Consider the following 23,007-nt stretch of genomic DNA (forward strand, 5'->3'; position numbering starts at 1 on the left):
AATGTTATTGCCGGTTGAGTCAGACTGGCTTCTTTGTAATAAATAAAAAATGGAGTTTTTTCGATGAAATTAAATCAACTGCTTATGGCTGCTGCCGTTTCCTCTGTACTGGCTTCTGCAGGCGCGTCGGCTGTTTCAGACAATACCGTGACGTTTATCGGTGAGGTTGCCGATCAGACTTGCGATGTGACGATCAATGGAGTTAGCGCCGCGCCGGTCGTTCTGATGCCTACAGCTGCAGCCGCCGATCTGGCTACAAATGGCAGCACCACTGGTGTCACCACATTTGACTTAGGGCTGTCTGGCTGCACCGCGGCCACAGAAGCGACGAATATTAGCGTTCGTTTCCTGGGCAATAACGTCACCGGTACTGGCCATCTCGGCAATACCGGCACTGCACAGAACGTTGAGATTCAGCTGCTTGATCCAAGCGATAACGCTATCGACCTGACCGGCGGCTATACCGGCAGCAATGCCCTGACTCTGGCAGTCGGTGATACATCGGCCTCCGCGACTTACTCCGCTCAGTATTATGCAACTGGCGTTGCGACCGTGGGTACCGTCCAGGGCTCTATGCAGTACGCAGTAACGTATCCGTAATTAGCAGTTAACGCTGGCGGGGAATTTCCCCGCCAATACCGTCATGGAGTGTCGGATGAAAAAATACCCCAGTAGAGTGTTGTTACTCAGTTTTTTTGTCGGCCTGCTCTGGTGCGGGTCGGCGGCTGCCAGTGTGACAATGACGGGTACACGAATCATATATAATGGTGCAGCGAAATCCACTGATATCCAGTTAAAAAATAAAGACCGTTTCCCCTATGTTATCTCGACCTGGTTTGATGATGGTCATATCGATAACGGGCCTGAACAGGGCTCTTCCGTACCTTTTATTGCCACTCCTCCGGTGTTTCGCATTCAGCCCGAAGGTGGTCAGATCGTTCGTGTTGTATACACCGGCGCCCGCGCTTTGCCGCAGGACAGAGAGTCGCTGTTTTATTTTAATTTTATGCAAATGCCGCCTGCAAACGTGGCGGGTGACGCGTCCGGGGAGCGACAAAACGGCATCCTGGTGATGTTACGCAACCGCATCAAGTTTTTCTATCGTCCGGCGGGCATAGAAGGCGACCCGCAGAAAATGCTGCAGAATCTGCAGGTTCATGCTGTGCCCCGGCAGGGAAAGACCAGCATCTCCGTCACAAACAACCAGCCTTATCATGTCACCGTGTCCGCCGTGCATTTGACCGATAACGCCAGTATTCGTGCGCAGGAAACAGATACGATTATCCCCCCTTTTGGCCAACAAGATTTTTTATTATCAGGCAAGGCCCGCTCTGTTGATAAAGGGGTCCGTATTACGCTGATTAACGATCAGGGAGCCAGGATCAGTGAAAATTACCCACTGTAACAGCACGATAACTCCGCTGGCTCTGAGCGTTTCCCTTATCCTGTCATTCCCGGTCTCAGCCGGGTACTACTTTGACCCGGCTCTGTTACAGGGAACGGGCTACGGTAAAATGGTAGATCTGTCCCGTTTCAACCAGGCCGAAGATATGCTGCCGGCCGGCGAGTATGTCCTGGATGTGTACCTGAATGGTCAACTGGTGAGAGGACGTGAAAAGATTAAATTCACGGAGTCACCGACACACCCGGAGCGGACTGAGCCGTGCCTGTCTGCCTCGCTGATCGAGGCCAGCGCTATTCGCGTAAAGCAGCATGATGAAAAGTCGGTCACGGCTTCAGAGTGCCGGTTTATCGGCGAGCTCTCATCACAGATAACCTGGCAGGTGAATACTGCCGGCCTGCGCCTGGACATGACCGTTCCCCAGGCCGGGCTCTGGCATCATCCGCGCGGGTATATTCCCGTTACGGAATGGGATAGGGGGACAACGGCCCTTTTTCTACGGCATAACACCAATCTCTATCACACGGAAAACACCTCCTCTGACTATCGTTATGATTATCTGTGGAGCAATATTAATTCCGGCCTGAATCTCGGGCTCTGGCAGTTCCGTCACCAGGGGAACCTGCGATACGCTGATAACAACGTAAACGGTGCCCATTACCGCTACAGTGCCGTCAGAACATGGATGCAGCGTCCTGTGCCGGAAATCGAAAGCATGCTCTACCTTGGTGATAATCAGACCAATAACACGCTGTTTGGCGGCCTGTCTTTTAACGGTATTCGGCTGGGAACCGACCCACGCATGTGGCCACAGGGTAAACGCGGCTATGCTCCGGAAGTGCGCGGCGTGGCTAACACCACGGCCCGCGTGACGGTATTCCAGCAGGGACGCGTTATCTATGAAACCACGGTCTCACCCGGGGCCTTTGTCATTAACGACCTGTACAATACCCACAGCCAGGGGGATTTGCAGGTGAGCGTGACCGAGGCGGATGGTCAGGTCTCCACGTTTACCGTTCCTTATTCTTCCGTGCCGGATTCCGTCCGTCCGGGGAACTGGAGCTATGAACTGGCGCTAGGATACGTTCGTCATTACTACAACCAGGAAAATAAGTTTTTTGAGGGTGTGCTGCAGAGAGGGGTGAATAATTCCCTGACCACAAACGTGGGCGCTCGTCTCGCTGATGATTATCAGGCTGGGTTGTTGGGCGGAGTCGTCTCGACGCCCGTCGGCGCGCTGGGCTTTAATGCGGTGTACTCACGCGCGGAGGCCGAGCGTGGCGAACTGGAGCAGGGGTGGCGTCTGGAAGCCAGCTACAGTAAAACGTTCACCACGGGGACTAATCTGATGCTGGCCGCCTATCGTTATTCAACTAAAGGCTACCGCGATCTGCAGGATGTGCTTGGCGTACGCCGCCAGGAGCAGGACAACGTGGCCTACTACTCAGATACTCTGCACCAGCGTAACAGTTTTTCTGCCACCCTCAGCCAGAGTCTGAATGACTGGGGACAGCTGAGCCTGAACGCCAGTACTGCAGATTACTACGGCGACTCCTCCCGTAACACGCAGTTTCAGCTTGGTTACAGTACCCGCTGGAAATTCATTAACATAAATCTGAACGCAGCCCGTCAGCGTAGCGTGTATTCACCGCAAGGCTATTATGACGCACTGGACGATAACCAAGGCAGCTGGCGTCGTTATACCGAAAATACCTTCTCTCTCAGTTTCTCCGTGCCGCTGGATTTTGGCCAGAACCGGGCTCAGGCGACGTTTGATATGAATAAGAACCGCAACAGCAGCGGCGCTCTGACCGGAATAAGCGGTACTCTGGGAGAGCAGCGTCGCGTCTCCTATTCAGCCTATGCTGGAATGGACCATCTGCGGCAGGAGGGGAACCAGACGACAGTGGGGGGCAGCCTCGAACAGCGCTCTTCAGTAGGAACATTTCGGGCTTCCGCATCGCGGGGACATGATTATCGTCAGTTCGGACTGGGCGCATCGGGCACCGTACTCCTGCACAGTGGAGGCGTGACGGCAGGACCCTATACCAGCGATACGTTTGCCCTGATTTCAGCACCGGGAGCACAGGGAGCGACAGTACGTAATGGTCAGGGGGCAACCGTGGACCGTTTTGGCTACGCGCTGTTGCCCTCCATGACGCCATACCGCTACAACCCGGTCAGTCTCGATATTCGTGATATGGACAGCAGCGTTGAGCTGCAGGGGGGGAGTTTACGCGTGGTTCCTTATGCTGGGGCAATCAGCCGCGTCTCGTTTGCCACGGTTAGCGGCGAGGCCGCGTTAATTAATACCCTATTACCGGATGGTAGCACTCCTCCCATGGGAGCCGATGTGGCTGATTCCGAGGGCGCGCAGGTCGGTATGGTGGGCCAGGGTGGACAGATTTATGCCCGCCTGCCAGCGCAATCGGGCGTTCTGTATGTCAGCTGGGGGAAAAGCCGCGCCCAGAGCTGCCGGGTCTATTATCAGCTGCCGGGGCAGTCTCCTGCTACCGGACTCCACCAGTTAACGCTGCCATGTCGTCAGGAGTAACCCTATGATTATCCGATTAACCTGCGGCGCTCTGCTGCTGGTGAGCCTGTTGCCGGCGTCAGCATCCGCAGAGTGTCAGAGAGTGACATTAACAACACAGCTGTCTCAGGCCGCGCTGGATGCGGGCTATACGGCGAAGAGCTGGACTGTCAATCCCGGTAATACCCGGGGAATTCTGGGGTTGCCTCCTGTGATCCACCTGGGGGGAAGCGCTACTTTCCAGCCGGAGGGCACGCTGTTGGCAAGCGCCAGCGCAACATTTCTCTCATCCGGCATACTGGGCGGCTATCCGGCGAATCAGGTGCTGTTTCGCTGTGATGTAGCGGAGCTGGGCAGTATTGATGAGTATTACGCAACCAGCGCTGCGGAACAGTGGGGCGGGAGGATTGTCGTCCCTGGGCTCGATGAGGCCTATTATACCGCCGTAAAAAACGTGGCGGTGCGGCTGACCAATCAGAGAACCGGGGAGTATTATTCCCGTTACTGGAAGCGTCGTCCGATTCCCGAAGAGGATGTGTTCAACGACGGGACGTATATCTACATCCCGGCCAGCGCATTCAGCGATGTCTATGTTGAACTGCTGAGAGTGGATAATGCCAGTTATGGCATGTTTAATGATGCCAGTTTTATGAATGTAAATGTGGCAACCGGGTGGGCCGCAAATGGGCATGTGGCGTTTAAAGGGGGAGGGTTGACCCCTAACGCCACGCCCGGCGGTGATATATCGCTGCAAAACGTGGGCTATGGATCACACTGGCCCGGCGCCTGGAGCCTGGCCGGTCAGGGAACGCTTTATATCAGAGGGGCGGCCTGCCGGATTTCTGACTACCCGGCCCAGGTGTACCTGCCAGCAATAAGTACTTCTGAGCTACTGCAGGGGGCAGCCAGCGAGATGCCGTTCTCTGTCAGCGTCGAATGTGAGTCCGGGGCTATTTCCGGTACGGAAGCCTCCACCACCTCCGGGCCAGTGGTGGCAATGGGATTTCTGGTTAACAATGCCACGGCGGCCAGCAAGGCGCGCGAACTGGGATTGATGACGTCCGGTGGAGCCTATACCTGGCTTCTGGATAATAACTATGGCGCCGCTGGCGTTGCCTCCGGGGTGGGGATTCGTCTCTACAGCAACCAGCTTTCAGGGCAGCCGATTAACCTGCTGGCGGGCACTGCGATAACCGCCACAGGCAATAACGGGGGATGGTATGGTTATCAGACGCTGACGGAGCAGGTCTCAGCCGATACGACAGAGATGTACACGGGCGAATTTGTCGCTTCACTGGAAGCGATCCCAGGACAGACAGTAACGCAAGGATCCGTATATGCACAGCTTCAGGTGGTGGTCAGCTTTCAGTAAACGGGGCTGCGGTCTGGGCCTGTTTTTCGCACTATATACCCTGTCGGTACAGGCGGTGGTGAATGTGGATGCCACCCGTGTCGTGCTTAACGCCGGTGATAAAAGCGTCTCTTTGCCTTTGCTGAACGATGAGCAACGGCCGGCGCTGGTGCAGGTATGGGTGGATACGGGCGATCCGGCTATCTCACCGGATCGGGTGCAGACTCCGGTTGTTATCCTGCCTCCCGTTTTTCGCATGCAGCCCGGTGAAATGCGGGAAGTCAGGATTTTATTAACCGACCGCGGCAGCTTATCGCGGAGGCTTGAGACCCTGTACTGGCTGAATATCTATCAGATCCCTCCGGCGGCTACGCCGGATAAAAAAGAGGGTAAACAGATGGTTATACTGCCTTTGCGCATCCGGATGAAACTGTTTATCCGGCCGGATGGCGTGATGCCGCTGACCCAGGCTGATGGAGAAAAGCTGATTTTTACACTGGATAACGGGCAGCTGAAAGTGCAGAATCCGACGCCCTGGCATATGAGTCTGGCCATGCTGTCTTGCGGCAGCAGCCGGGCCAGCGGAGTGGTGGTCTCGCCTGAAAGCACCTTTCTGATGCCATTAAGTCAAGCGGACGGACGTTGTCCGAGGGTGGACTACGCCGTGATAAATGATACGGGGCATCAATGGCATTATTCCCGTCAGATAATCAGGTAAAGCCGTGGCTGTGGTGGAAAAGGTTTATCAGCATACTGGAGCAGTTGAAGTGCTTAATCATTGATGATGAGAAAATATTCCGAGCATTATACAGGTCATGCTCTAATCTGCATTTTTATCATATGAAAATTCCTCTGTGTGAAGCATTCCATAAAAACTCACCGGGGGGAGGGATAGTTTCTAAGGAAAATCATATGAATTATCAGAGTGGTAGCCAGCGGGCAGATTCCATAAGCTTTTTTTGCCAACGATTTAGTGGCCGTATAACAGTCATGAACCAACTTACTCACAACTCAGCAGTAACAAGATGACTCTATCACTTTAATATTTTGCCTCTGAGTATTGCGGTGTAAAAAAACATGCTTTTTATTTATGTTAAGCAGCAGCTATCATATGGCCAGAAATGGAATTATAAAAAATACCTATGCTATTCAATATGTAATGATAATTTAAATCCTCTTTTGTTGTAAGGTTATTTTGAGCGGATATTTATTCTGTGAATGCAATGGAATGGGTGCTTAATATAATGAAAAATAAGACGTTTTCACAATATAAATATGTTGCATAATGTTTTTGAATGCTTTATTGTTTTTATATAAATCGAATGGTTAGTACATCAATATTTTTTTGAAAACTGGTTTTGTGCCTGTGTTAGCTAATTCTAATATGGGTTATTGATTGTTTATTATAAAAGTTTAGTAATGGCTTTTATAAATTATTACTCCGTTTTTATATCTAAAATAGTTTGCCGGTTTTATTATTATTTCATAGTTCATGTTTTATCGTGGTTGGTTTTATATAAGTGCTATTTCACTATGTTTTACTGGTGAGGGAGAAGTGGCAAGAGAAGCAAAATATTTTTGTTTCTCATTTTAGTCTTTTGAGAGCCTTTATCTTACTTTCGTTAAATGGATGAAATTATATGGAATTTAGTATTATATCTGATAACTACTATTTCTTATATGGTGTTTCCGAGTTAATAAAAAGAGAGTTTGGCTTCAGAACTAAGGTGTCTATTTCTTTCATGAGTGAGAAGAATAGTGAAATTGTTTTTTTTAAACTAAAAAATAGCAATCCGCGATATGTAATCATTTGCCTTGCTAATAATAACTGCTTAAAATCATTGCTTAAGAATTTAAAAAAAACGGAAGCTGAAATTTTTCTGATGACGAATAAAAACGTATTTTCCAGAGGTGATGCTTGTTCCTCTAAGTATTCTGTTTTTATTCTTCCGTCCACGTTAAATAACCATGAGTTTATAAAACATATAAAAAACAGTGAACGTGTAAATAAAATAACACCTTGTAAAAATGATATTTATATAATTAAGAAACTGAGCGAAGGTGTTTCAGTAGGTGAGTTATCAATAAACCTTGGCTTATCACCAAAGACAATATGTAATTTGCGAGACAAAGTGATGCAACAGGCTGGTGGATTGGCTGGTATTCATGGGTTATTATTGCTCAGGAATATATTCGGCTAATTTTTGGAAGCCAGAGTTGTTAAAGCTTATTAGAATGTCTCAGGTGTTTATTCCTGATATATCATGCAGTTATATTTTTTTAAGTAAGGTTGTGTCCGGCTGCTGTGCCCTGGTTTCTGTATGGTTAAAATAATTAAATCTAATGTGTAAGTAGCAAAATAAGTTCATTGTTTAAATTTATTCTCATTTTTATAACGCGGCGTAAATAAGTAATCATATTATCAGGGGCGGATATGGAAAACCTGGATTCCTTACGAAAAATAGATTTGAATTTGCTTGTGATATTTTATATGGTAATGCAGGAAAAAAATGTTACTCGTGCGGCAAAAAAACTAAAACTATCGCAGCCAGGGGTTAGCTTTGCTTTAACTCGGTTAAAAAAGGTGTTAGGTTATGAGTTATTCTCTCGTCAGGGAAGAAATATAATCCCCACCCCTCAGGCCTGTTTGCTATATTACAATATTAAACAACCCATTGAATTAATTAACGAGAAAATATTCCTTAAGAATCCAGATGGCTCTGGTTAATAATTATTTTATGTAAAAGATATTTAGCTAATCAATTGATTTTTATGAATAATAAAAAGGTTAACGCAAGGATGATAGCCTGATTTATTGTAAGGGTTTTAATAAAATAGATTTATTTAGTATCTTGTAGGAGATTATTACTTTCGGGGTCGGTTTCAACCAAATAGACTCCTCTTCTTACCGTGAATATGAACTTACCGCTGTAAGTACCCGTCTCAATCGCCAGCTGGCAGAACAGGTTGAGAAAATGACTATTTTCCAGAATACCGCGACATACTTAGTGAAGCGCCTGACAATCAGAAGTATATCTTTATTGAAAATGCAAGTAGCCCGCATCATCGTACCTTCAGATCTAGAGAGCTTTCGGCATACTCACTCTGTCAGTGAAGAAGATCGCTATTCACAGAGCCTGTTTTATTGCCTATCAGATTATTAGCGTGATTAATCGATTGAAACTGGGTGAACAGTTAAGGAGAGCGGTCGGGAGGCCGGTATCAAGCGAGCTTTTACTCTTGGCGTACCTCACAGGGGTCTTTCCTTCCGCGACCAGCTTGTGGGTGTTACCGCGACGGGAACGGGTATCAGCAAGGAGGACTGTCGGATAAACTCCAGGCGAGATCATGCTGGGTTTACCGGAAATCGATAGCGCAACCGTCGGCTCTTGTTTCCATCAGGTTCTACAAGTAGTGATAGCCCTTGTACAGGCTTTAACTTCTGGCTTAACGAGGCGAATCTGCATATCGTTTAAAGAAATATGCCCAGGAATCAGGTTCGAACAGGAACATATATACATATCAAACTTGATTTTACAGGCTAATCGCTGACGGGCGCGGACAAAAAATTAGAAAATGTTTTATAAATCAGTAGGTTTATGGATGAACAGGGACATTTGGGGAAGTTGAAATGGTGCGATAATAGGAACAAATAACACACCACAAATGATTGTTTTTAATCGAATTATTAATATCGACAAATAATTCTATACACATGTCTATACACATTGGCGTGGGCGTTCAAAAATCACTCACCTCCACACCCAACAAAATACTTTTTCTTAAGAAAAGCGTACACAGTGTTCACAGTCATTTTTTTACATTAAATATCAATTCAATAGAGGTTAACCGTTAAGTGAAGAGTGAACAGCAAACTCTACATTTGGTCTTAGACAATAAAAAACCCGGCATTCGCCGGGTTGGTGGTCCACTCTTAACAAACTAGTGATAGGTTTAGGCTATCTATTCCTAAATTTTAACCTATTCCATTAGAACAGGACTGTGAAGTTAGCCCCATCCGTAACCTATAGGATTTATTGAAGATATAAGGATCGCTCAATAAACTGACTGGCACCACATAAATGAACTTTGACCTCGCGCTCTCCAAAAAACGCCTGCCAATATTTTTTTATATCCTCTTCTTTTTCTTTATCTCTTTCATATGTTACGACTTCAATTTTAACACTTCGTTTAATCATTCGAGATAAAAGCTGTCTCATTTCAAAATCAGCACTCGGCAACGAATATCCTATGAAGATTATTCTGTCAGCTTCAGATAATTCAATACCAGCATTTTGCCAAATTATTTTGTATTGAGGATTTGATAGATCCTTTAGAAAGGTAGGCATAATAAGATTTGATATCAATCTGTTTTCTTTATTTGTTGCGTCATGATTTTTATCGCAATGCCTGCATGTTGCCCCTCTAATAACCCCTATTTTCTCATTAAATCCGACATAAAGACGCATGCATCGCGAACATTGTAGCCAGTTAAGCGAACCATGTATCTTCAGCAGTTTCACATTAAAACCACCTGCTCCTAACATCTCTAGACCCGGCTTTACCGTTTCGTCCCTTTCCTCTAATGAGCTTATATAACAGCAATAATCTACAACTGCATGTCCTTGATAGTTTTTCTGGATATAATCATACAATGAATTATCCAATAGAATATCCCAGTTGGTACTAATAACGCTTACAGGATCATGCTGTCTATAATTACCACCCAGTCTCTCACTACACTTCCTCACTAAATACTCAGCAAAGTGGTCAATATACTCCTTGCTATTCCCTTTTCTTTTTAATATCCTTCTAATGGCTACGCCAATGATATTAAAAATAGCATCCCTTGTCTTTGTCATTTGCTCAATAGATAGACCTCTAAACTGGATATTATCCGCTAAGCACCGGTCTAAAGGAGTGAACATATCTTCAATCTGAACATCTTTAAATTGCTCACGTTTATAATATAATTGTTCAGTAAGTAAGCTTTCAAAAAGCAGAAAATCTGAAGCATCAAAATCGTTTGGATTCTCTTGGTGTATTTTAAATATCTCACCCATTATTTCTGCCTGCATAGGAGCGCCAGCTTCTTTTGAAAACCCAGCGCCAAGCACAAATACAGTTTTCATCCATAACCTCTTAAATTATATTCTGCGGTCAGATATTTGAAGATTAGGTTATTCAGATGTCAAGAAAAAACCGGCTGCCGCCGGTTTAAAAACCTATTTTGTGATTTAGACACTGCACTTTGGCAACCAATCTGCATTGCTTTCCTCTCTGAGAGCCAGATTGGTCTGCATTCCCTGATTGGTCCGCCGCTTCTCGTACTGCAGCCCATACTCTTTCAGCATTAACGGCAGCCCCTTGCCAAACATGGTCAGACTGAGCGTATTTTTATAGCCGTTGGCTTCCATGTAGACCAGGTAGGCATGGTAAAGGTATGTACGAGGCTGACGTGGGACAATGTTAGCGTTCCCCATAAACATTCCCGTAGTGTCAGGTAAGACTTCAAGGTAGCCACAAAAATCAAACGCAGAATCAGCATCACGTTTGATGGTGAGCGCTTCATCGGAATTTTGCTGCGACTGAAGTAATGCCCTGGCGCTCATTGGGTCGCTGAAACGTTGCATAAGCTGGCGAACAATCACAGCCAGCTCGCTGGCAATTTTTTCTTTCAGCTGGGTATCGCGTTCCTCCGGGGCTATCTGGTCGGGGAAATGCAGGATCACCCTTCGGCGTGAAACTCCACCACTACGATCAGTGAAACGCATCGGATTATTGTTCACAGCCAGGATGACCGCCGGAATGTGGGTCGAATAAGCGTTCTGGTACTTGGGATCAACCGATACTGCATCGCCGCCAGTGATGGCTTTTAGTCCGGCCCCGTCACCGCTCCACTTCTCTTGGTCGGGAAGGCGAATCAGTGAAAAACCTATTAATGCGGCTCGTTCTCTCGGTGATTCAAGCATTTCTATCGTTGCCGAAGTTGCATTATCCTCACCTGCCAGCATGGTTGCGATTTCAGCCAGGATACTCTTACCGCTTCCACCGGGGCCAGTGACCTCCAGAAACAACTGCCAGTCGTAGCGGTTAGCCAGCACCATAAATAATGCTGCCAGAATAATGTCTCGCTTTTCAGGTTTGTAACCTGCGGCACGATCCAGCCAGCGCCAGAATGCCGGGGCATGGGTTTCCAGGGCCTCACCGTCAACGGGCTGTGTGTAATCCACCTCACACAGCGTACGTAACCAGTGCTTCTTATCGTGCAGGCTGAACAATCCCGTTCGGGTGTCGAGCACGCCGTTGCGGAAACCGATCAACTGCCGCGCCGGATTCTGTTGTTGCGAAACGATCAGTTTGAGGGTTTCAACGAGAGAGGCAATTTTCCCGGATGAAAAAGGGGCACCAAGGCGCTGAAACAGTGCTGCCACATCACGGGCAAAGTCTGCGTAAGAGATAACTTTCCAGGCCCCTGCCTCATAGCGTGAAAGGAGCTGCCCATTTGGGTCTACTGCCAACGCATTTTTATAGTGATCCACTACCCTCTGCGCTTTTTCGCTGACGCTCAGCGCGGTAAATTCAGCTTCGCTCATTGTGTCGAAAGGGCTGGCAATCGCTGGTTTTATTACTTCATAAATTGCCTGCCGGGTGGCTTCTTCGCCGTTATGCGTGAATGCATCGTTCCAGTCACCAAACACAGGTGGGAGCGCCATTGTGCAATTGCAGGCCCTGGCAGCAGCTACGCCCCTTGTTTGCCCCGCACCGTTGAGATCGCGGTCAGCAGCAATAATTATCTGGTGCGTTGGGTACTGGCTAAAGGCAACGCTCGCCAGGGAAAGGAAATTGACGGACGAAAACGCAACCATGACAGCATCGCCAGTCAGATGGTTGATAGTGAGTGCAGTGGCATAGCCTTCCGCTATCCAGAGCCGTTTGGCTGCTTTGGCAGTACCTTCAACTAGGTAAAAGGCATTCTTAACCTGACCGCCTTTAAGGAAGCATTTTCCCCCATCAGCGTTAATTAATTGCAGATTTACCAGCTCTCCATCTGCATACAATGGAACGATAAGATCTCCCGCGCGAAATGCCACACCCCCAACTTTATGCATGGCGGTTAATTCCCGGCAAGGCAGTGCAGAAAGCCCTTTACCCGCCAGATAGGTATTGCCAGTAGTCTGACGGGATTTCTCAAACAAACGGGCCGCCAGAACTGCTGCAGCTTTTTTCCCGGCCTCTTTTTCAAGAGAATCAGATTCAAGCATTTCCTGAGATACGGGTGGCAGATTGCCGGTAATGCCGTTTATTCTGTCAGCTGCTTCACCAATGCCCACATCCAGTACTTTACTTACAAGCGCCAGGCCATCACCTGCCCCGCACTGGTTACAGAACCACGTTCCCCGCCCTTCCTGGTCATCAAATCGAAAGCGGTCTTTCCCGGCACAGACCGGACAGGGCTGGTGTCGATTTTTCAGTACGTTTACACCCAGCGCAGGTAAAATTCTTGACCAGTGACCACGAGCTGCTTTCTCAGCCTGGCTAACTTTCATTCCTGACATTGTGTGGCCCTCCTTAGTGCAACGCTGGTTTAATGAGGTGACGGGAGCAAAGTTCATCCATTACCGTCACTCCGAGCAGTGAGAGAACCGGACAGGCCTTAAGCGGCCCCGACTCCATCAGATCCGAAAGCAGGGCGCAGGCAATTTCCAGCCCTCTTTGTTGCCCATGCTGGCGCAGATAGAACCCTTCCAGCTCGCGGGCGATTGCATCTTCAAGTTCAGCGAGTGTCAGGCCGGAATAACGTTCCTGCTGACTGCTGAGAGTCAGCCAGGCACAGGCTACGGCACGTCGATACAGAGCGGCACGAAGTGCCAGATGAGATTCACAGGATTTCATCAGGCCACCTCCGCATTCATCAGGTCGTCATGGCAACGTTGCACCACTCCATCCAGCTGCTCTGTCATCAGATAGATGAGTGAAACCAGTTGTTCGCATTGAGCACCTGCAGGCTTTTCGTAACAGTCCTGCAAGGCAGCCATGCCGGTTACATATTCACCCACATTGCGTAAATGCTTCAGCCTTACAACATCGTCGTAGGAGATCTCAAACTGGTTCATAGCGTCACCTCTCCGGCAGGCAGTCGTGCAGAAAGGGAAAGTACATAATCTCGGACTAGCGAACGGCGCGCGGAACGCTCATCGCAGGCGACAGTGCGAAGCATACAGATGCGGAGTTGAGTATCAGCTCGACGGATTGCGGCAAACACAAAGACATATTGCGGGTGTGACGGGGTGAGGATTGTAGCCATGATGGCAGCCTCCAATAAGTAGCGGTTATTGCTACCACCGGAAACGCCAATTTCACTGGTGGCAGCCCGAACGGGGTTGGCGTAACCGGCCTTATTGGAAACCGGCCAGCCCGAAGGCTGCCCCGCCCGGACTGCCATTATCTTGATAGAACCACGGTGTACACATAAACACCACAGCCCTGAAAATGGGTGTGCCTGAGCTACGACGTAAAAAAAGACGCAAGGCGCGTCAATTGTCGCCAATAAGTTATACGGAACGCCAATTCCGGCTGCCGATTTTGCGACAGCGGAAAAACTATACCTGGAAATGACGACAGTAAGCAAGCCAGAAAAAAGGTATTTAATGTGTTCAGGTATCATCATGCATCACATCCCCGCCCACGGGCGCTGATACGGTCCGCCATCCATGCGCTGACCTCAGACTGTGCCCAGGCGACATTTTTACCACCAAGCGGGATCTGCTTCGGAAACGCATCACGGCTGATCAGGTCGTAAACGGTCGAACGGGACAACCCGCATAAGTGCATCACCTCAGGCAGGCGTAAAAATCGCTCATGCTGGTTCGGAACAGGAAATAATGGCGCAGCAGGAGCTGGCGCAGACACTGAAATATTACGCATTTATCTACCCTCTTTAATTTCCACAACAGTCCGGATGAATTCATCCGGATTCAGGTAGTTCCTTATTATGTATATATAGCTCGCTTGCGCACGCATTATTTATTTAGCGTCACACATTGATTTTATGGAACTTAAAACCCGATCAAACCATATAAAACGACATAATAAACATCATGCCTGCGGGCTATAAATACAGGAGCATTAATAGGAACTACCATTCATCCAGGGTTTACTACCCCATGGGACATTGCACCTGATAGTGCTGGCCCACCGCCAATACAGCAAGGTAGAACAACTTCTACACGAGGCTTTACATTGCAGGCCACAATTTCCGGACATATTTATGAATCGCATCCAACTTATAAATATTGGGCCTGCATAAAACCTCGATGTTAAATAACCTCATTTTAAATCTTAAAATATATCCGAATGGATCCATAAAGAACCGGACAGCTCTAGTTTTATAAAAAACAGAATGAAATGCAACACCATGATCAGAGGCGAAAATGTTATTTTCCGGCAAAAAAAGCAGTCTATTTCAGCGCTTGTCGAATACTACTGAATAATGGTGAATAGTGGTGAGGAGAAAAAATAAAATAGCCATTAGGAATAAAACAGCCATTAATTATGAAAAAATACCATAAGTAATTTTATTTCCACGTGAACAGCTATGAACAGTCGATGAATACTTCCCTACCAACCTTTCACCATTTAACTTACTGTATTATCTATTTTTTTTACCTAAGTGAATAGTAGTGAACAGTTAAAGTAAATCTGAAACAGCCTCAGTTAAACGAGGCCTTTCCTGGCTAGCCAAAAGAGGTCTTTGTCTTGTCGCTCGCACAATGGTGTTCAATGGCAGCTTTGTATGCATAACAGCACAATTGACACCACGACAAACAACAAGGTGCTGACATGACTATCCCCGACCAGAGCAATAACCCGATCGCTGATATTTCTATTCCTGCCTCGACGCAACAGGCGCTTGAAAAAGTGAATGTCGCTAAATCAGCCTGGATGGACGCCCGTCGCAAGCAAGGTGACGCTGCAGCGATGCTCGCAACAATCCGTAGACGCCGAGTTGAAACGGAAGCAGAGGCAAAGGCACAGAATGAGAAATGGCGGCAGATGTTCCATGAAAACCAGGGACAGGTAACGCCAAAGATGAAAAAGCTCCGGGCCGAGATTGCTCTGGGCCGCGAAACGCTCGATGAGTTTGATGATCTGCTTGCAGCCCATGCCGGAGAAAATGAATTACTGCCTTGGAATACGGCGAAACTGGCCCGTGGTTACATTCAGGCGCACGACGACCTTATCGAGATCCATGTTACCCGGCTATGGGATGATTTTATGAAGCTGCATGGTCAAACCCTTATCCAACTTTTAAGCCTTCTCAAAGTGACAAAAGGGAGAAGTGCCAGCTCTATTATCGGGGTTGTCCATTCTGTGAATGATCCTGAAACGTTATTGCGGGAGTTCATTACTTCTTCAATCACTAATCCGGCGTTAAAACAGAATGCCTCTCTGCAGAGCGATCCCTTCCTAAATAAAATTGGTGTACTTGCAGATAATAGTGCCTATCAGGATATTCAGGACGCCCCCAGCCCGGCGGCGCAAATCCGCATACAAAAACAGCGTGAAAAAGCGAAGAAGGAGGAAAGCTGATGGAAACCACAATTACCCCTCAGGAAGCGCTGCAGCACTACCGGGAAGCTTCTCAGCGCTGGCTATCCCTTCGCAATGTACAAAGCACTGCCCAGCTACGGCTGCAGGCATTGTTGCTGTCTGCAGATAAGCCTGCCAATTATGCCTGGCAGGTTGAAACTCTCAGAGAAAAGCTCGAAGTGCTTGAATGGCAGATCAGCTGTGCGGCAAACGATAGCCTCTACGCGCAGAGGAGTGTTGTAGATGCCTGTGTTGATAATGCCTTGAGTGACTTTATGGCAAATTCGGGCAAGGCGCTGACCTCAGCGCTGGCACCTTATCTGAACGGCCCCTTTGGTCTTGATGTTGCAGCCCATGTGCTGCGTTCTGCACTGGCGCACCATGCGGAACTCAATGCTCCAGAGCTGGTTGAGTCCTGTCGTGACATCCTAGATGAATCAGGTTTGTCGCCTGATGCATCAATGCGCATGGATGCATCCAGGAGATTCACTCCGGCGAAGCATAAAACTTTTCAGGACAGGCTCAAGCGCCTGAAACTTGCGGAGGAAGCCTATGGCTTTACAGTGTCCTGAGTGCGGCGCAATCTCACATGCCCGTTCCAGCTTTTATGAGGCCCCATCCATAAAGCGGACTTACTATCAGTGCAAGAACCTGGAGTGCTCATGCACATTCACCGCGCTGGAGAGCGTGGACACGATTATTGCCCGGCCTAACAAGGTCGAAGTTAAGGATGAAGCGGCTGCCGAACAGTCAGAGAAGCCAGCTCATACGCTAGGAAAATATGGCGCTGCGTCCAGGCTATCCAACCGCCAGCAAATTCCTGTCTAACGACTCAAGCAATCCCAGAACCGGCTTATATGCCGGTTTTTTTTACGCTAACTTTCTGACTTTCCCGTTGATGTTGGAAGTGCATGTCTATGCTGCATGAAAACGCATGAGCCTCATGCATCAATTTACGTCCCAGCGCCCATGATTCACGGGCATTGAGGGCAAATCGACAATGCATGAAAACCTATGCATTAAGTGAAGCGGGCAGGCGGGCGGGGCTGCGCACGCTAAGCTCTTTTAGTCGAGAAGCATGAGAATACCAGTGATTATTCCGAGCATGTTAAATTCACATCGATTAATTTTAACCACCCCACAAAGCCCCTAGTTGACACTTTTTATCTGTTCATCAGTATGATACATCTGAACAACTCCCCTTTATCCCTTACGTCAACCGACGTCAAAAACTGAAAATCGGAATGAGCGACAAAAAAGGATTACCCATGAAAAACAGTGATATAGAAGATGACTTAGAGCAATTTCAGGAATTACTGAATTGCCCTGAACAAAACTGGTTGCTTGGTGCAGGAATTAGTTATTCCGCAAAAATTCCCTTAATGTACCCCCTGACCTCGAGGATTATGGAGTTGATCCAAGAGGATGCCGAGGCCTTAAATCTTATAACAAAAATAAAATCAGAACTTCCACCAAACCTCCATATAGAACATATACTTAGTCACTTAGGTGATTACTGTGCAATTGCTTCTCGCACATTGAAGAAAGAAATTGAAATATGCAAAGAAAAATTCACATTAGATTGCATTGAAAAAATCCATAATAAAATACTTAAATATATTGCTGATACAATACGATACGGTTATGTAGAAAAGCCTGAAAAAATCATTGGTGATAAAGATAACTTCATAGTCGATATAAAAGAGCATTTTAATTTCATTAATACTATTTTTTATAGTTTAAGAGCTGGTATAAATGAACGCAGAAAACCAATACGATTATTCACAACAAATTATGACACATTGCTTGAAGATGCTTTGGCATTAAACAGAATACCATATTGGGATGGGTTTAGTGGTGGTGCTGTTGCGTATAGATCATATCAATATGGACAAATTGAACCTATGAACGATGCAAAGGCTCACATAATTAAAATGCATGGTTCCATAGATTGGTTTCAAAATGATGATGGGTCTTTGTGGAGAGTAAGAGACCGGGATACATACCCTATTAAAAACAATAGAGTATTAATCTATCCTCAATCTACAAAGTACATTGCAACTCAGAAAGATCCCTTTTCTGCACAATTTGATTTACTTAGAAAATCTTTGAACTCATTATCCTATCATGTATTAATTGTTTGTGGTTATAGTTTTGGAGATGAGCATATCAATCAAGAAATTTATCTATCACTATCAAACCCTAACAATAAAACAGTCTTGCTTGCATTTTGCGAGGAAGTTGATAACAAGATACCGGAAGCTCTTGATATTTGGAGATGCAGTGATTGGGGAGAAAGAGTTTATGTTGCAACCCAAAATGGTCTTTATGTAGGAAGTAAATCCCCCATTAAGAGAAAGGAGGAATATGATGATTGGTGGACTTTTTCTGGGATGACTAAAGTTCTAAAAGAAGGGGTTCTATAATGAAATTCAAACCAGTAGAAGAGTTAAAAATAGGACACGTAGTAGAAGTGACCGGTACAAAAATAAGAGTAGAACTGTCCAACAATGTAGAAGAACTGACTAGAAGTTATTGTGGTAAAGTTTATGCAATAGGACAACTGGGTAGTATTGTTAAGATAAACTTCGGAAGAAATATCATTTTTGGTTTTGTAACTCTTTTAAGAATGAGATCGGATGAATTACAACCTAACTCTCTACCAATCCCTCCAGAAGCAGACCAACGTATCATGGAGGTAGAGTTGTTCTCGCACGGTTACTGGTCGCCATCAAATCAGAAATTAACATTCAACCGCGGTGTAAAAATATACCCATTGCCTCAGCAGGGCGTTTATCTCCTAACTCATTCTGAATCAGCAGAACTCTTTAGTGCTGCAGAAGGTGCAAGAGATGACTCGTGTAACCCTTTAGTGCCATTCGCTCACTATTCAAGTGCAAACTCAATACCTTGTAGAGCGAATATTGACAAATTATTTGGACTTCATTGTGCGGTATTAGGCTCGACAGGATCAGGAAAATCTGGTGCCGTCGCCACTATCCTTCATAGCATATTAGAACACTCAAGCATTGAGGGCAAAACCCTATCTCCTCGAATTGTAATGATAGACCCGCATGATGAATATGGGTTAGCCTTTAAAGATAGAGGAATAACTTATCAAGCTTACAGTGCTCTTGAAAACGATGAAAGTAAAAAAAACATAAAACTCCCATACTGGCTAATGTCAAGTGATGAGTTTAGAACATTAATAATTGGCAAAACTGAAAAAGAAGCCACATCCCAAAACAATATTATATACAAAGCGCTATCTCATGCCAGGATGGTTACATGTGGAATTACAAATCATGCGCCAGATAACTATAACTGGCCTCTACCGGCAGATGGTCAAGCTCTAGATGAACCGAGGCCGACTGACGGTCATTCTATTGAAGAAATACTTTCATTTGACTCGGATAAACCAATTCCGTTTTGTTTAAATGAATTTGAAAACCACATAAGATACATTCAAGCAGCCAGAGTAAAGTCAGGAAAAATAGAAAAAGAAACAGAATCAACATTTGCTGAAAAGTTTAAATCAATTTTAGACAAATTATCAGTATTAAGACGAGATCCAAGAATTAAATTCATGATGGAAAACTGGTCTCAGAAGAATGACTATAATCTTGAACAAATATTAGATCAGCTAGTTGGTGAAATCATTATTGAAGAAAAACATAAAGATATACGAATTATTGACATATCTGGCCTACCCAATGAAGTCGCTGGTCCATTAGCAGCAACACTTGCCAGGCTTCTATTCCAATATAAAGTACATCAAACAGTATCTGAAAGAAATAAAGATCCATTTCTTCTAGTCTGCGAAGAGGCTCACCGCTATGTTCCTAACCATGGTGAAGCCCAATACGCAGCTGCACAATCCGCGATCCGACGAATTGCGCGTGAGGGCAGAAAATATGGTTTGGGATTAATGTTAATCAGTCAAAGGCCAGCTGACATTGAAAGCACTGTCATTTCCCAATGCGGCTCATGGGTTGTGTTAAGATTAACAAATGCGACGGATCAACAGCATGTCTCAACATTTTTACCGGATGGCCTTTCCGGTTTGGTAGCGTCTTTACCTAGCTTATCTCAGCAGGAAGGTATTTTTGTTGGCGAAGCCGCTGCATTACCATCTAGAATTAAAATTAATTTTTTACCGGAAGATAGAAGACCTCGGTCAGAGAACGTTAGTTTTTCTAAGGGATGGTCTGAGCCGAGATTTACAGTAGAACAATTAAAGGGTATTGCAGACAGAATGTCTGGCCAAGTTAAAATATCCGATAATGTGCAAGTTAATATTCAGGAAGAAGATTTACCTTTTTAAATTTTAGCCGGGTGATAGCCCGGCTAGCATTGAAAAATATATGATGAGTACCAATCCATCATTTCCCTTCTACGATTTAAGTATTGAGCATGATTATAAGTCCCACGAATATTGTTCTTATCGACATGTGCTAATTGCATTTCAATCCATGCACTCTCAAATCCTTTTTCGTGTAAAATTGTTGACAATGTATGCCTGAATCCATGTCCTGTAACTCGACCTGCATAACCAATACGTTTGATAACCTGGTTGATACTTGCCTCGCTCATAGGTTTGTTAGGATCATTTCGTCCTGGAAAAACATAACGATAGTTCCCTGACATAGTCTTAAGCTCATGGAGTAAATCTAACGCTTGGGTCGACAATGGAACAAGATGCGGCCTGCGCATTTTCATCCTTTCGGCAGGAATTTCCCAAATAGCGTTATCCAGATCAAATTCTTGCCATAATGCCGCGCGTAATTCGATGGTTCTCACGCCCGTAATCATCAGTAATTTCGTTGCTACCTGGACAAGCTTACTCCCCGAGTAACCCTCTAAGGCACGCAGAAAATCAGGTATCTCATCAGCTTTTAGGAACGGGAAATGATTGGATTGATGTACTTCGAGGGCACTGGAGAGATCAGCCGCAGGATTGTACTCAGCCCGACCCGTTGCAATTGCGTAGCGAAACACTTCTGAACAACGCTGCCTAACTTTACGCATTTTCTCTAATGCACCACGTTTCTCAATTTTGCGCAGTACATTAAGCAATTCCAGCGGTTTAATTTCACCTACTGGTCTCGCCCCTACATAAGGGAAGATGTCGTTCTGAAATGCTTCCATGATGTCTGAGGCATATCCTGCCGACCACTTGACTGACTTCATCTGATGCCACTCTGTGGCTATCTTTTCGAACGCGCTTTCAGACTCGGTTTGCAAAGCGATCTTCTGCTCTTTACGAACCTCACTCGGATTCTTCCCTTCGGCTACCAGTTTTCGGGCATCATCACGACGAGAACGGGCATCTGCAAGTGTGATCGTCGGATATACACCCAGCGAGATCATTTTTGGTTTACCGGCAAAACGATAACGGAACCGCCAGCTCTTACTTCCATTAGGTTCTATAAGCAATGACAGCCCTTGCCCATCTCCAAGTGTATAGGCTTTAGCTTCAGGCTTAGCGCGGCGAATCTGCATATCGTTTAAAGGCATGTGTATAGGAATCCAAGACCGAACAGGAACATATACACAATCCTATACACATTCTGTATCGGATTCTACTGGATGGTTACGGACGATGATGGACTAAAAAGCGGTAAAATCGTTATAAATCAGGGTATTTATGGATGAATACGGACGTTTGGGGAATTTGAGATGGTGCCGATAATAGGAGTCGAACCTACGACCTTCGCAGACTCTAATGAATTATCTACAAAGCCTAGCTAACTGATTGATTAAACTTAGTTAATTAGACTTTTCACCAGCAACAAAAGGTATATATCAACCCTGAAACTGCCCCGACAAAATATCAGGGGTTTACATGACTTACAAGCGTGACAGATATCTGATTCTCGACCATTGCGGGGTTTACATGGTGCGAATCGTTATACCGTCCTACATGAAGCCTTACTTCAACGGTAAGCGCTACTACATGAAATCCACAGCCACCAAAGATATCAGGCAAGCAAGGCTTTTCAGGGATGCTGTAGCGGTAGAGTTCATCAAGCTAAGGGAACAGCTTAAGCCAAAACAAAACGGCTCAAAGGTTGAGCAGATAATCAATGAACTACGTGGTATCAGCAACTTTGCAAAGGAATCACCAGTGAATTACGGGGCTAATATAGAGCGTTGTCCTACACTGATACAAATACGTGACCTTTATTTGCTGCAATATAGCGATAAACGCAAACTAACAACGCTATCAAAGATAACTAAAGCCGTTGAGTTAATACTTTCTCACATTAAGCAACGTGATTCACAGCTTCAGGATATTAACAGAACGGTAGTAACCGGATGGCTTGACCAACTGAAAAAAGAGAAAGCAACTCAAACGCTACAAAACTATATAAGCGCACTGGCTCAACTATTCGATTTTGCAAAGAATCGTTATCACGATGCACCTAAAGATAATCCTTTCAGAGGGCACAGGTTAGAGGCCAAAAGTTCACATGATAGTTATGAACCTTTCCTTATTTCTGAGTTAAGCAAAGTCTTTAGGTTACTCAATGATGAGATGAAACAGGTAACCTTAATCGGCCTTTATTCAGGGATGAGATTGAATGAAATTTGTAGCCTTATCACTGATGATATTGTTACAGAGGAAAACGTAAGGTGCTTACGCATCTCAAAAGGCAAAACAAAGAATGCAGCCCGATTAGTTCCCGTTCATCCTTCAATTAACGGACTTATTGACACGCTGATTCAAAACCATACTGATACGTTTCTTTTCAGGCATGCAGCGTTAACAGACAGGGCTGATGGTAAGCGCTCTACATGGCATACACAGCAATTCACCAGAGCAAAGAGAAAGGCTTTAGGCGAGAAGGAAACGGAGCGGAAAGTCTTTCACTCGTTGCGTGGGATGTTCATCACCGAACTTGACCGCCTCAAAGTGCCTGAAGACCGGATAGCGCTTCTTGTAGGCCACGAGAGGGGGAGTACAGAGTCTTTCAAGACTTACAGTCAAGGGGCTTCACTCAAAGAGCTTGCTCAGTACGTGGAAAAGGTCAATTTTGACCTGTAACTTGACCTTCAGCAGTCAGTGCTTTCTCTGGCTGGCGGTTCAAGCTTGTCACTGAAAAAGCATGTGGATATAGAGGCAAT

The 23,007-nt window shown here is 46.0% G+C and carries 20 protein-coding genes and 2 pseudogenes; 13 read left to right on the plus strand and 9 right to left on the minus strand.

All coding sequences use genetic code 11. The features are described from left to right. The first annotated feature begins 63 nt into the window (after nt 1-63). The 7 genes from GJ746_RS05300 to GJ746_RS05330 all read left to right on the plus strand — a co-directional run bounded on the left by GJ746_RS05300 (nt 64) and on the right by GJ746_RS05330 (nt 8,014). Nucleotides 64-600 (plus strand): fimbrial protein, encoded by a 537-nt coding sequence (locus GJ746_RS05300; RefSeq protein WP_154679244.1) that lies wholly within the window; start codon nt 64-66, stop codon nt 598-600. Nucleotides 601-655: 55 nt separating this feature from the next. After that, nucleotides 656-1,405 carry a fimbria/pilus periplasmic chaperone gene (locus GJ746_RS05305; protein ID WP_195908799.1) on the plus strand — a complete coding sequence of 250 codons (750 nt, stop codon included), beginning with the start codon at nt 656-658 and terminating at the stop codon, nt 1,403-1,405. Next, nucleotides 1,392-3,956 (plus strand): fimbrial outer membrane usher protein, encoded by a 2,565-nt coding sequence (locus GJ746_RS05310; RefSeq protein WP_195908839.1) that lies wholly within the window; start codon nt 1,392-1,394, stop codon nt 3,954-3,956. The genes GJ746_RS05305 and GJ746_RS05310 overlap by 14 nt, the downstream gene beginning before the upstream one ends. Nucleotides 3,957-3,960: 4 nt before the next feature. Beyond that, nucleotides 3,961-5,307 (plus strand): fimbrial usher protein StbD, encoded by a 1,347-nt coding sequence (gene stbD, locus GJ746_RS05315; RefSeq protein ID WP_154679247.1) that lies wholly within the window; start codon nt 3,961-3,963, stop codon nt 5,305-5,307. Continuing rightward, entirely contained in the window at nt 5,273-6,004 is a 732-nt protein-coding gene (locus GJ746_RS05320; RefSeq protein ID WP_154679248.1) for a fimbria/pilus periplasmic chaperone, read from the plus strand. Before stbD ends, GJ746_RS05320 begins: the two co-directional genes overlap by 35 nt. 922 nt (nt 6,005-6,926) lie before the next feature. Continuing rightward, nucleotides 6,927-7,487 carry a hypothetical protein gene (locus GJ746_RS05325; RefSeq protein WP_154679249.1) on the plus strand — a complete coding sequence of 187 codons (561 nt, stop codon included), beginning with the start codon at nt 6,927-6,929 and terminating at the stop codon, nt 7,485-7,487. 233 nt (nt 7,488-7,720) lie between these two features. Next, nucleotides 7,721-8,014 carry a LysR family transcriptional regulator gene (locus GJ746_RS05330; RefSeq protein ID WP_154679250.1) on the plus strand — a complete coding sequence of 98 codons (294 nt, stop codon included), beginning with the start codon at nt 7,721-7,723 and terminating at the stop codon, nt 8,012-8,014. 525 nt (nt 8,015-8,539) lie between these two features. Here GJ746_RS05330 and GJ746_RS25340 read toward each other — a convergent pair. The 8 genes and pseudogenes from GJ746_RS25340 to GJ746_RS05360 all read right to left on the minus strand — a co-directional run. Continuing rightward, a pseudogene (locus GJ746_RS25340) lies at nt 8,540-8,768 on the minus strand (Arm DNA-binding domain-containing protein); the annotation flags it as partial. Nucleotides 8,769-9,320: 552 nt separating this feature from the next. Continuing rightward, a complete protein-coding gene (locus GJ746_RS05335) occupies nt 9,321-10,418 on the minus strand; it encodes a hypothetical protein (protein WP_154679251.1) in 1,098 nt (365 codons plus the stop codon). Nucleotides 10,419-10,523: 105 nt separating this feature from the next. Continuing rightward, nucleotides 10,524-12,845 carry a primase-helicase zinc-binding domain-containing protein gene (locus GJ746_RS05340; protein WP_154679252.1) on the minus strand — a complete coding sequence of 774 codons (2,322 nt, stop codon included), beginning with the start codon at nt 12,843-12,845 and terminating at the stop codon, nt 10,524-10,526. Between the two features lie 13 nt (nt 12,846-12,858). Further along, complete coding sequence (locus GJ746_RS05345) at nt 12,859-13,182, minus strand: DUF5375 family protein (protein ID WP_154679253.1); 324 nt, start codon at nt 13,180-13,182, stop codon at nt 12,859-12,861. Continuing rightward, the gene (locus GJ746_RS05350) at nt 13,182-13,403 is read right to left on the minus strand and encodes a hypothetical protein (RefSeq protein WP_001071227.1); all 222 of its coding nucleotides are present in this window, start codon (nt 13,401-13,403) and stop codon (nt 13,182-13,184) included. Before GJ746_RS05350 ends, GJ746_RS05345 begins: the two co-directional genes overlap by 1 nt. Further along, nucleotides 13,400-13,594 (minus strand): host cell division inhibitor Icd-like protein, encoded by a 195-nt coding sequence (locus GJ746_RS25485; protein ID WP_264766564.1) that lies wholly within the window; start codon nt 13,592-13,594, stop codon nt 13,400-13,402. The genes GJ746_RS05350 and GJ746_RS25485 overlap by 4 nt, the downstream gene beginning before the upstream one ends. Before the next feature lie 27 nt (nt 13,595-13,621). After that, nucleotides 13,622-13,957, minus strand: a pseudogene (locus GJ746_RS25490) (ash family protein); the annotation flags it as partial. Beyond that, the gene (locus GJ746_RS05360) at nt 13,954-14,214 is read right to left on the minus strand and encodes a helix-turn-helix transcriptional regulator (protein ID WP_046669769.1); all 261 of its coding nucleotides are present in this window, start codon (nt 14,212-14,214) and stop codon (nt 13,954-13,956) included. The pseudogene GJ746_RS25490 and the gene GJ746_RS05360, both read right to left, overlap by 4 nt. A 915-nt stretch (nt 14,215-15,129) precedes the next feature. Here GJ746_RS05360 and GJ746_RS05365 point away from each other — a divergent pair. The 5 genes from GJ746_RS05365 to GJ746_RS05385 all read left to right on the plus strand — a co-directional run bounded on the left by GJ746_RS05365 (nt 15,130) and on the right by GJ746_RS05385 (nt 20,203). Beyond that, on the plus strand, nt 15,130-15,879 hold the full coding sequence (locus GJ746_RS05365) for a septation initiation protein (protein WP_154679255.1): 750 nt from the start codon (nt 15,130-15,132) through the stop codon (nt 15,877-15,879). Next, nucleotides 15,879-16,451, plus strand: a complete 573-nt coding sequence (locus tag GJ746_RS05370; RefSeq protein WP_154679256.1) for a phage polarity suppression protein — start codon at nt 15,879-15,881, stop codon at nt 16,449-16,451. Before GJ746_RS05365 ends, GJ746_RS05370 begins: the two co-directional genes overlap by 1 nt. Then, on the plus strand, nt 16,432-16,707 hold the full coding sequence (locus GJ746_RS05375; protein ID WP_154679257.1) for an ogr/Delta-like zinc finger family protein: 276 nt from the start codon (nt 16,432-16,434) through the stop codon (nt 16,705-16,707). The genes GJ746_RS05370 and GJ746_RS05375 overlap by 20 nt, the downstream gene beginning before the upstream one ends. 440 nt (nt 16,708-17,147) lie before the next feature. Next, nucleotides 17,148-18,305, plus strand: coding sequence for an SIR2 family protein (locus tag GJ746_RS05380; protein WP_154679258.1), 1,158 nt, complete (start codon nt 17,148-17,150; stop codon nt 18,303-18,305). Beyond that, nucleotides 18,305-20,203, plus strand: coding sequence for an ATP-binding protein (locus GJ746_RS05385; RefSeq protein WP_154679259.1), 1,899 nt, complete (start codon nt 18,305-18,307; stop codon nt 20,201-20,203). Before GJ746_RS05380 ends, GJ746_RS05385 begins: the two co-directional genes overlap by 1 nt. A gap of 23 nt (nt 20,204-20,226) precedes the next feature. On the opposite strand, the gene GJ746_RS05390 is transcribed toward GJ746_RS05385, so the two are convergent. Beyond that, a complete protein-coding gene (locus GJ746_RS05390; protein ID WP_154679260.1) occupies nt 20,227-21,396 on the minus strand; it encodes a tyrosine-type recombinase/integrase in 1,170 nt (389 codons plus the stop codon). A 328-nt stretch (nt 21,397-21,724) separates the two neighbouring features. Here GJ746_RS05390 and GJ746_RS05395 point away from each other — a divergent pair, with 328 nt between their 5' ends. After that, nucleotides 21,725-22,927, plus strand: coding sequence for a site-specific integrase (locus GJ746_RS05395; RefSeq protein ID WP_154679261.1), 1,203 nt, complete (start codon nt 21,725-21,727; stop codon nt 22,925-22,927). Nucleotides 22,928-23,007: the final 80 nt, after the last annotated feature.

The organism is Klebsiella oxytoca, assembly GCF_009707385.1.
Taxonomy (GTDB): Bacteria; Pseudomonadota; Gammaproteobacteria; order Enterobacterales; family Enterobacteriaceae; genus Klebsiella; species Klebsiella oxytoca_C.

Excerpts from the sequence above, each read along its gene's own strand:
- GJ746_RS05385 (WP_154679259.1), top strand. The coding sequence starts at position 18,305 with ATGAAATTCAAACCAGTAGAAGAGTTAAAAATAGGACACGTAGTAGAA.
- GJ746_RS05325 (WP_154679249.1), top strand. The coding sequence starts at position 6,927 with ATGGAATTTAGTATTATATCTGATAACTACTATTTCTTATATGGTGTT.
- GJ746_RS05390 (WP_154679260.1), bottom strand. The coding sequence starts at position 21,396 with ATGCCTTTAAACGATATGCAGATTCGCCGCGCTAAGCCTGAAGCTAAA.
- GJ746_RS05305 (WP_195908799.1), top strand. The coding sequence starts at position 656 with ATGAAAAAATACCCCAGTAGAGTGTTGTTACTCAGTTTTTTTGTCGGC.
- GJ746_RS05340 (WP_154679252.1), bottom strand. The coding sequence starts at position 12,845 with ATGTCAGGAATGAAAGTTAGCCAGGCTGAGAAAGCAGCTCGTGGTCAC.
- GJ746_RS05330 (WP_154679250.1), top strand. The coding sequence starts at position 7,721 with ATGGAAAACCTGGATTCCTTACGAAAAATAGATTTGAATTTGCTTGTG.
- GJ746_RS05320 (WP_154679248.1), top strand. The coding sequence starts at position 5,273 with ATGCACAGCTTCAGGTGGTGGTCAGCTTTCAGTAAACGGGGCTGCGGT.
- stbD (WP_154679247.1), top strand. The coding sequence starts at position 3,961 with ATGATTATCCGATTAACCTGCGGCGCTCTGCTGCTGGTGAGCCTGTTG.
- GJ746_RS05365 (WP_154679255.1), top strand. The coding sequence starts at position 15,130 with ATGACTATCCCCGACCAGAGCAATAACCCGATCGCTGATATTTCTATT.
- GJ746_RS05345 (WP_154679253.1), bottom strand. The coding sequence starts at position 13,182 with ATGAAATCCTGTGAATCTCATCTGGCACTTCGTGCCGCTCTGTATCGA.
- GJ746_RS05375 (WP_154679257.1), top strand. The coding sequence starts at position 16,432 with ATGGCTTTACAGTGTCCTGAGTGCGGCGCAATCTCACATGCCCGTTCC.
- GJ746_RS25485 (WP_264766564.1), bottom strand. The coding sequence starts at position 13,594 with ATGGCTACAATCCTCACCCCGTCACACCCGCAATATGTCTTTGTGTTT.
- GJ746_RS05395 (WP_154679261.1), top strand. The coding sequence starts at position 21,725 with ATGACTTACAAGCGTGACAGATATCTGATTCTCGACCATTGCGGGGTT.
- GJ746_RS05335 (WP_154679251.1), bottom strand. The coding sequence starts at position 10,418 with ATGAAAACTGTATTTGTGCTTGGCGCTGGGTTTTCAAAAGAAGCTGGC.
- GJ746_RS05380 (WP_154679258.1), top strand. The coding sequence starts at position 17,148 with ATGAAAAACAGTGATATAGAAGATGACTTAGAGCAATTTCAGGAATTA.
- GJ746_RS05300 (WP_154679244.1), top strand. The coding sequence starts at position 64 with ATGAAATTAAATCAACTGCTTATGGCTGCTGCCGTTTCCTCTGTACTG.
- GJ746_RS05360 (WP_046669769.1), bottom strand. The coding sequence starts at position 14,214 with ATGCGTAATATTTCAGTGTCTGCGCCAGCTCCTGCTGCGCCATTATTT.
- GJ746_RS05370 (WP_154679256.1), top strand. The coding sequence starts at position 15,879 with ATGGAAACCACAATTACCCCTCAGGAAGCGCTGCAGCACTACCGGGAA.
- GJ746_RS05350 (WP_001071227.1), bottom strand. The coding sequence starts at position 13,403 with ATGAACCAGTTTGAGATCTCCTACGACGATGTTGTAAGGCTGAAGCAT.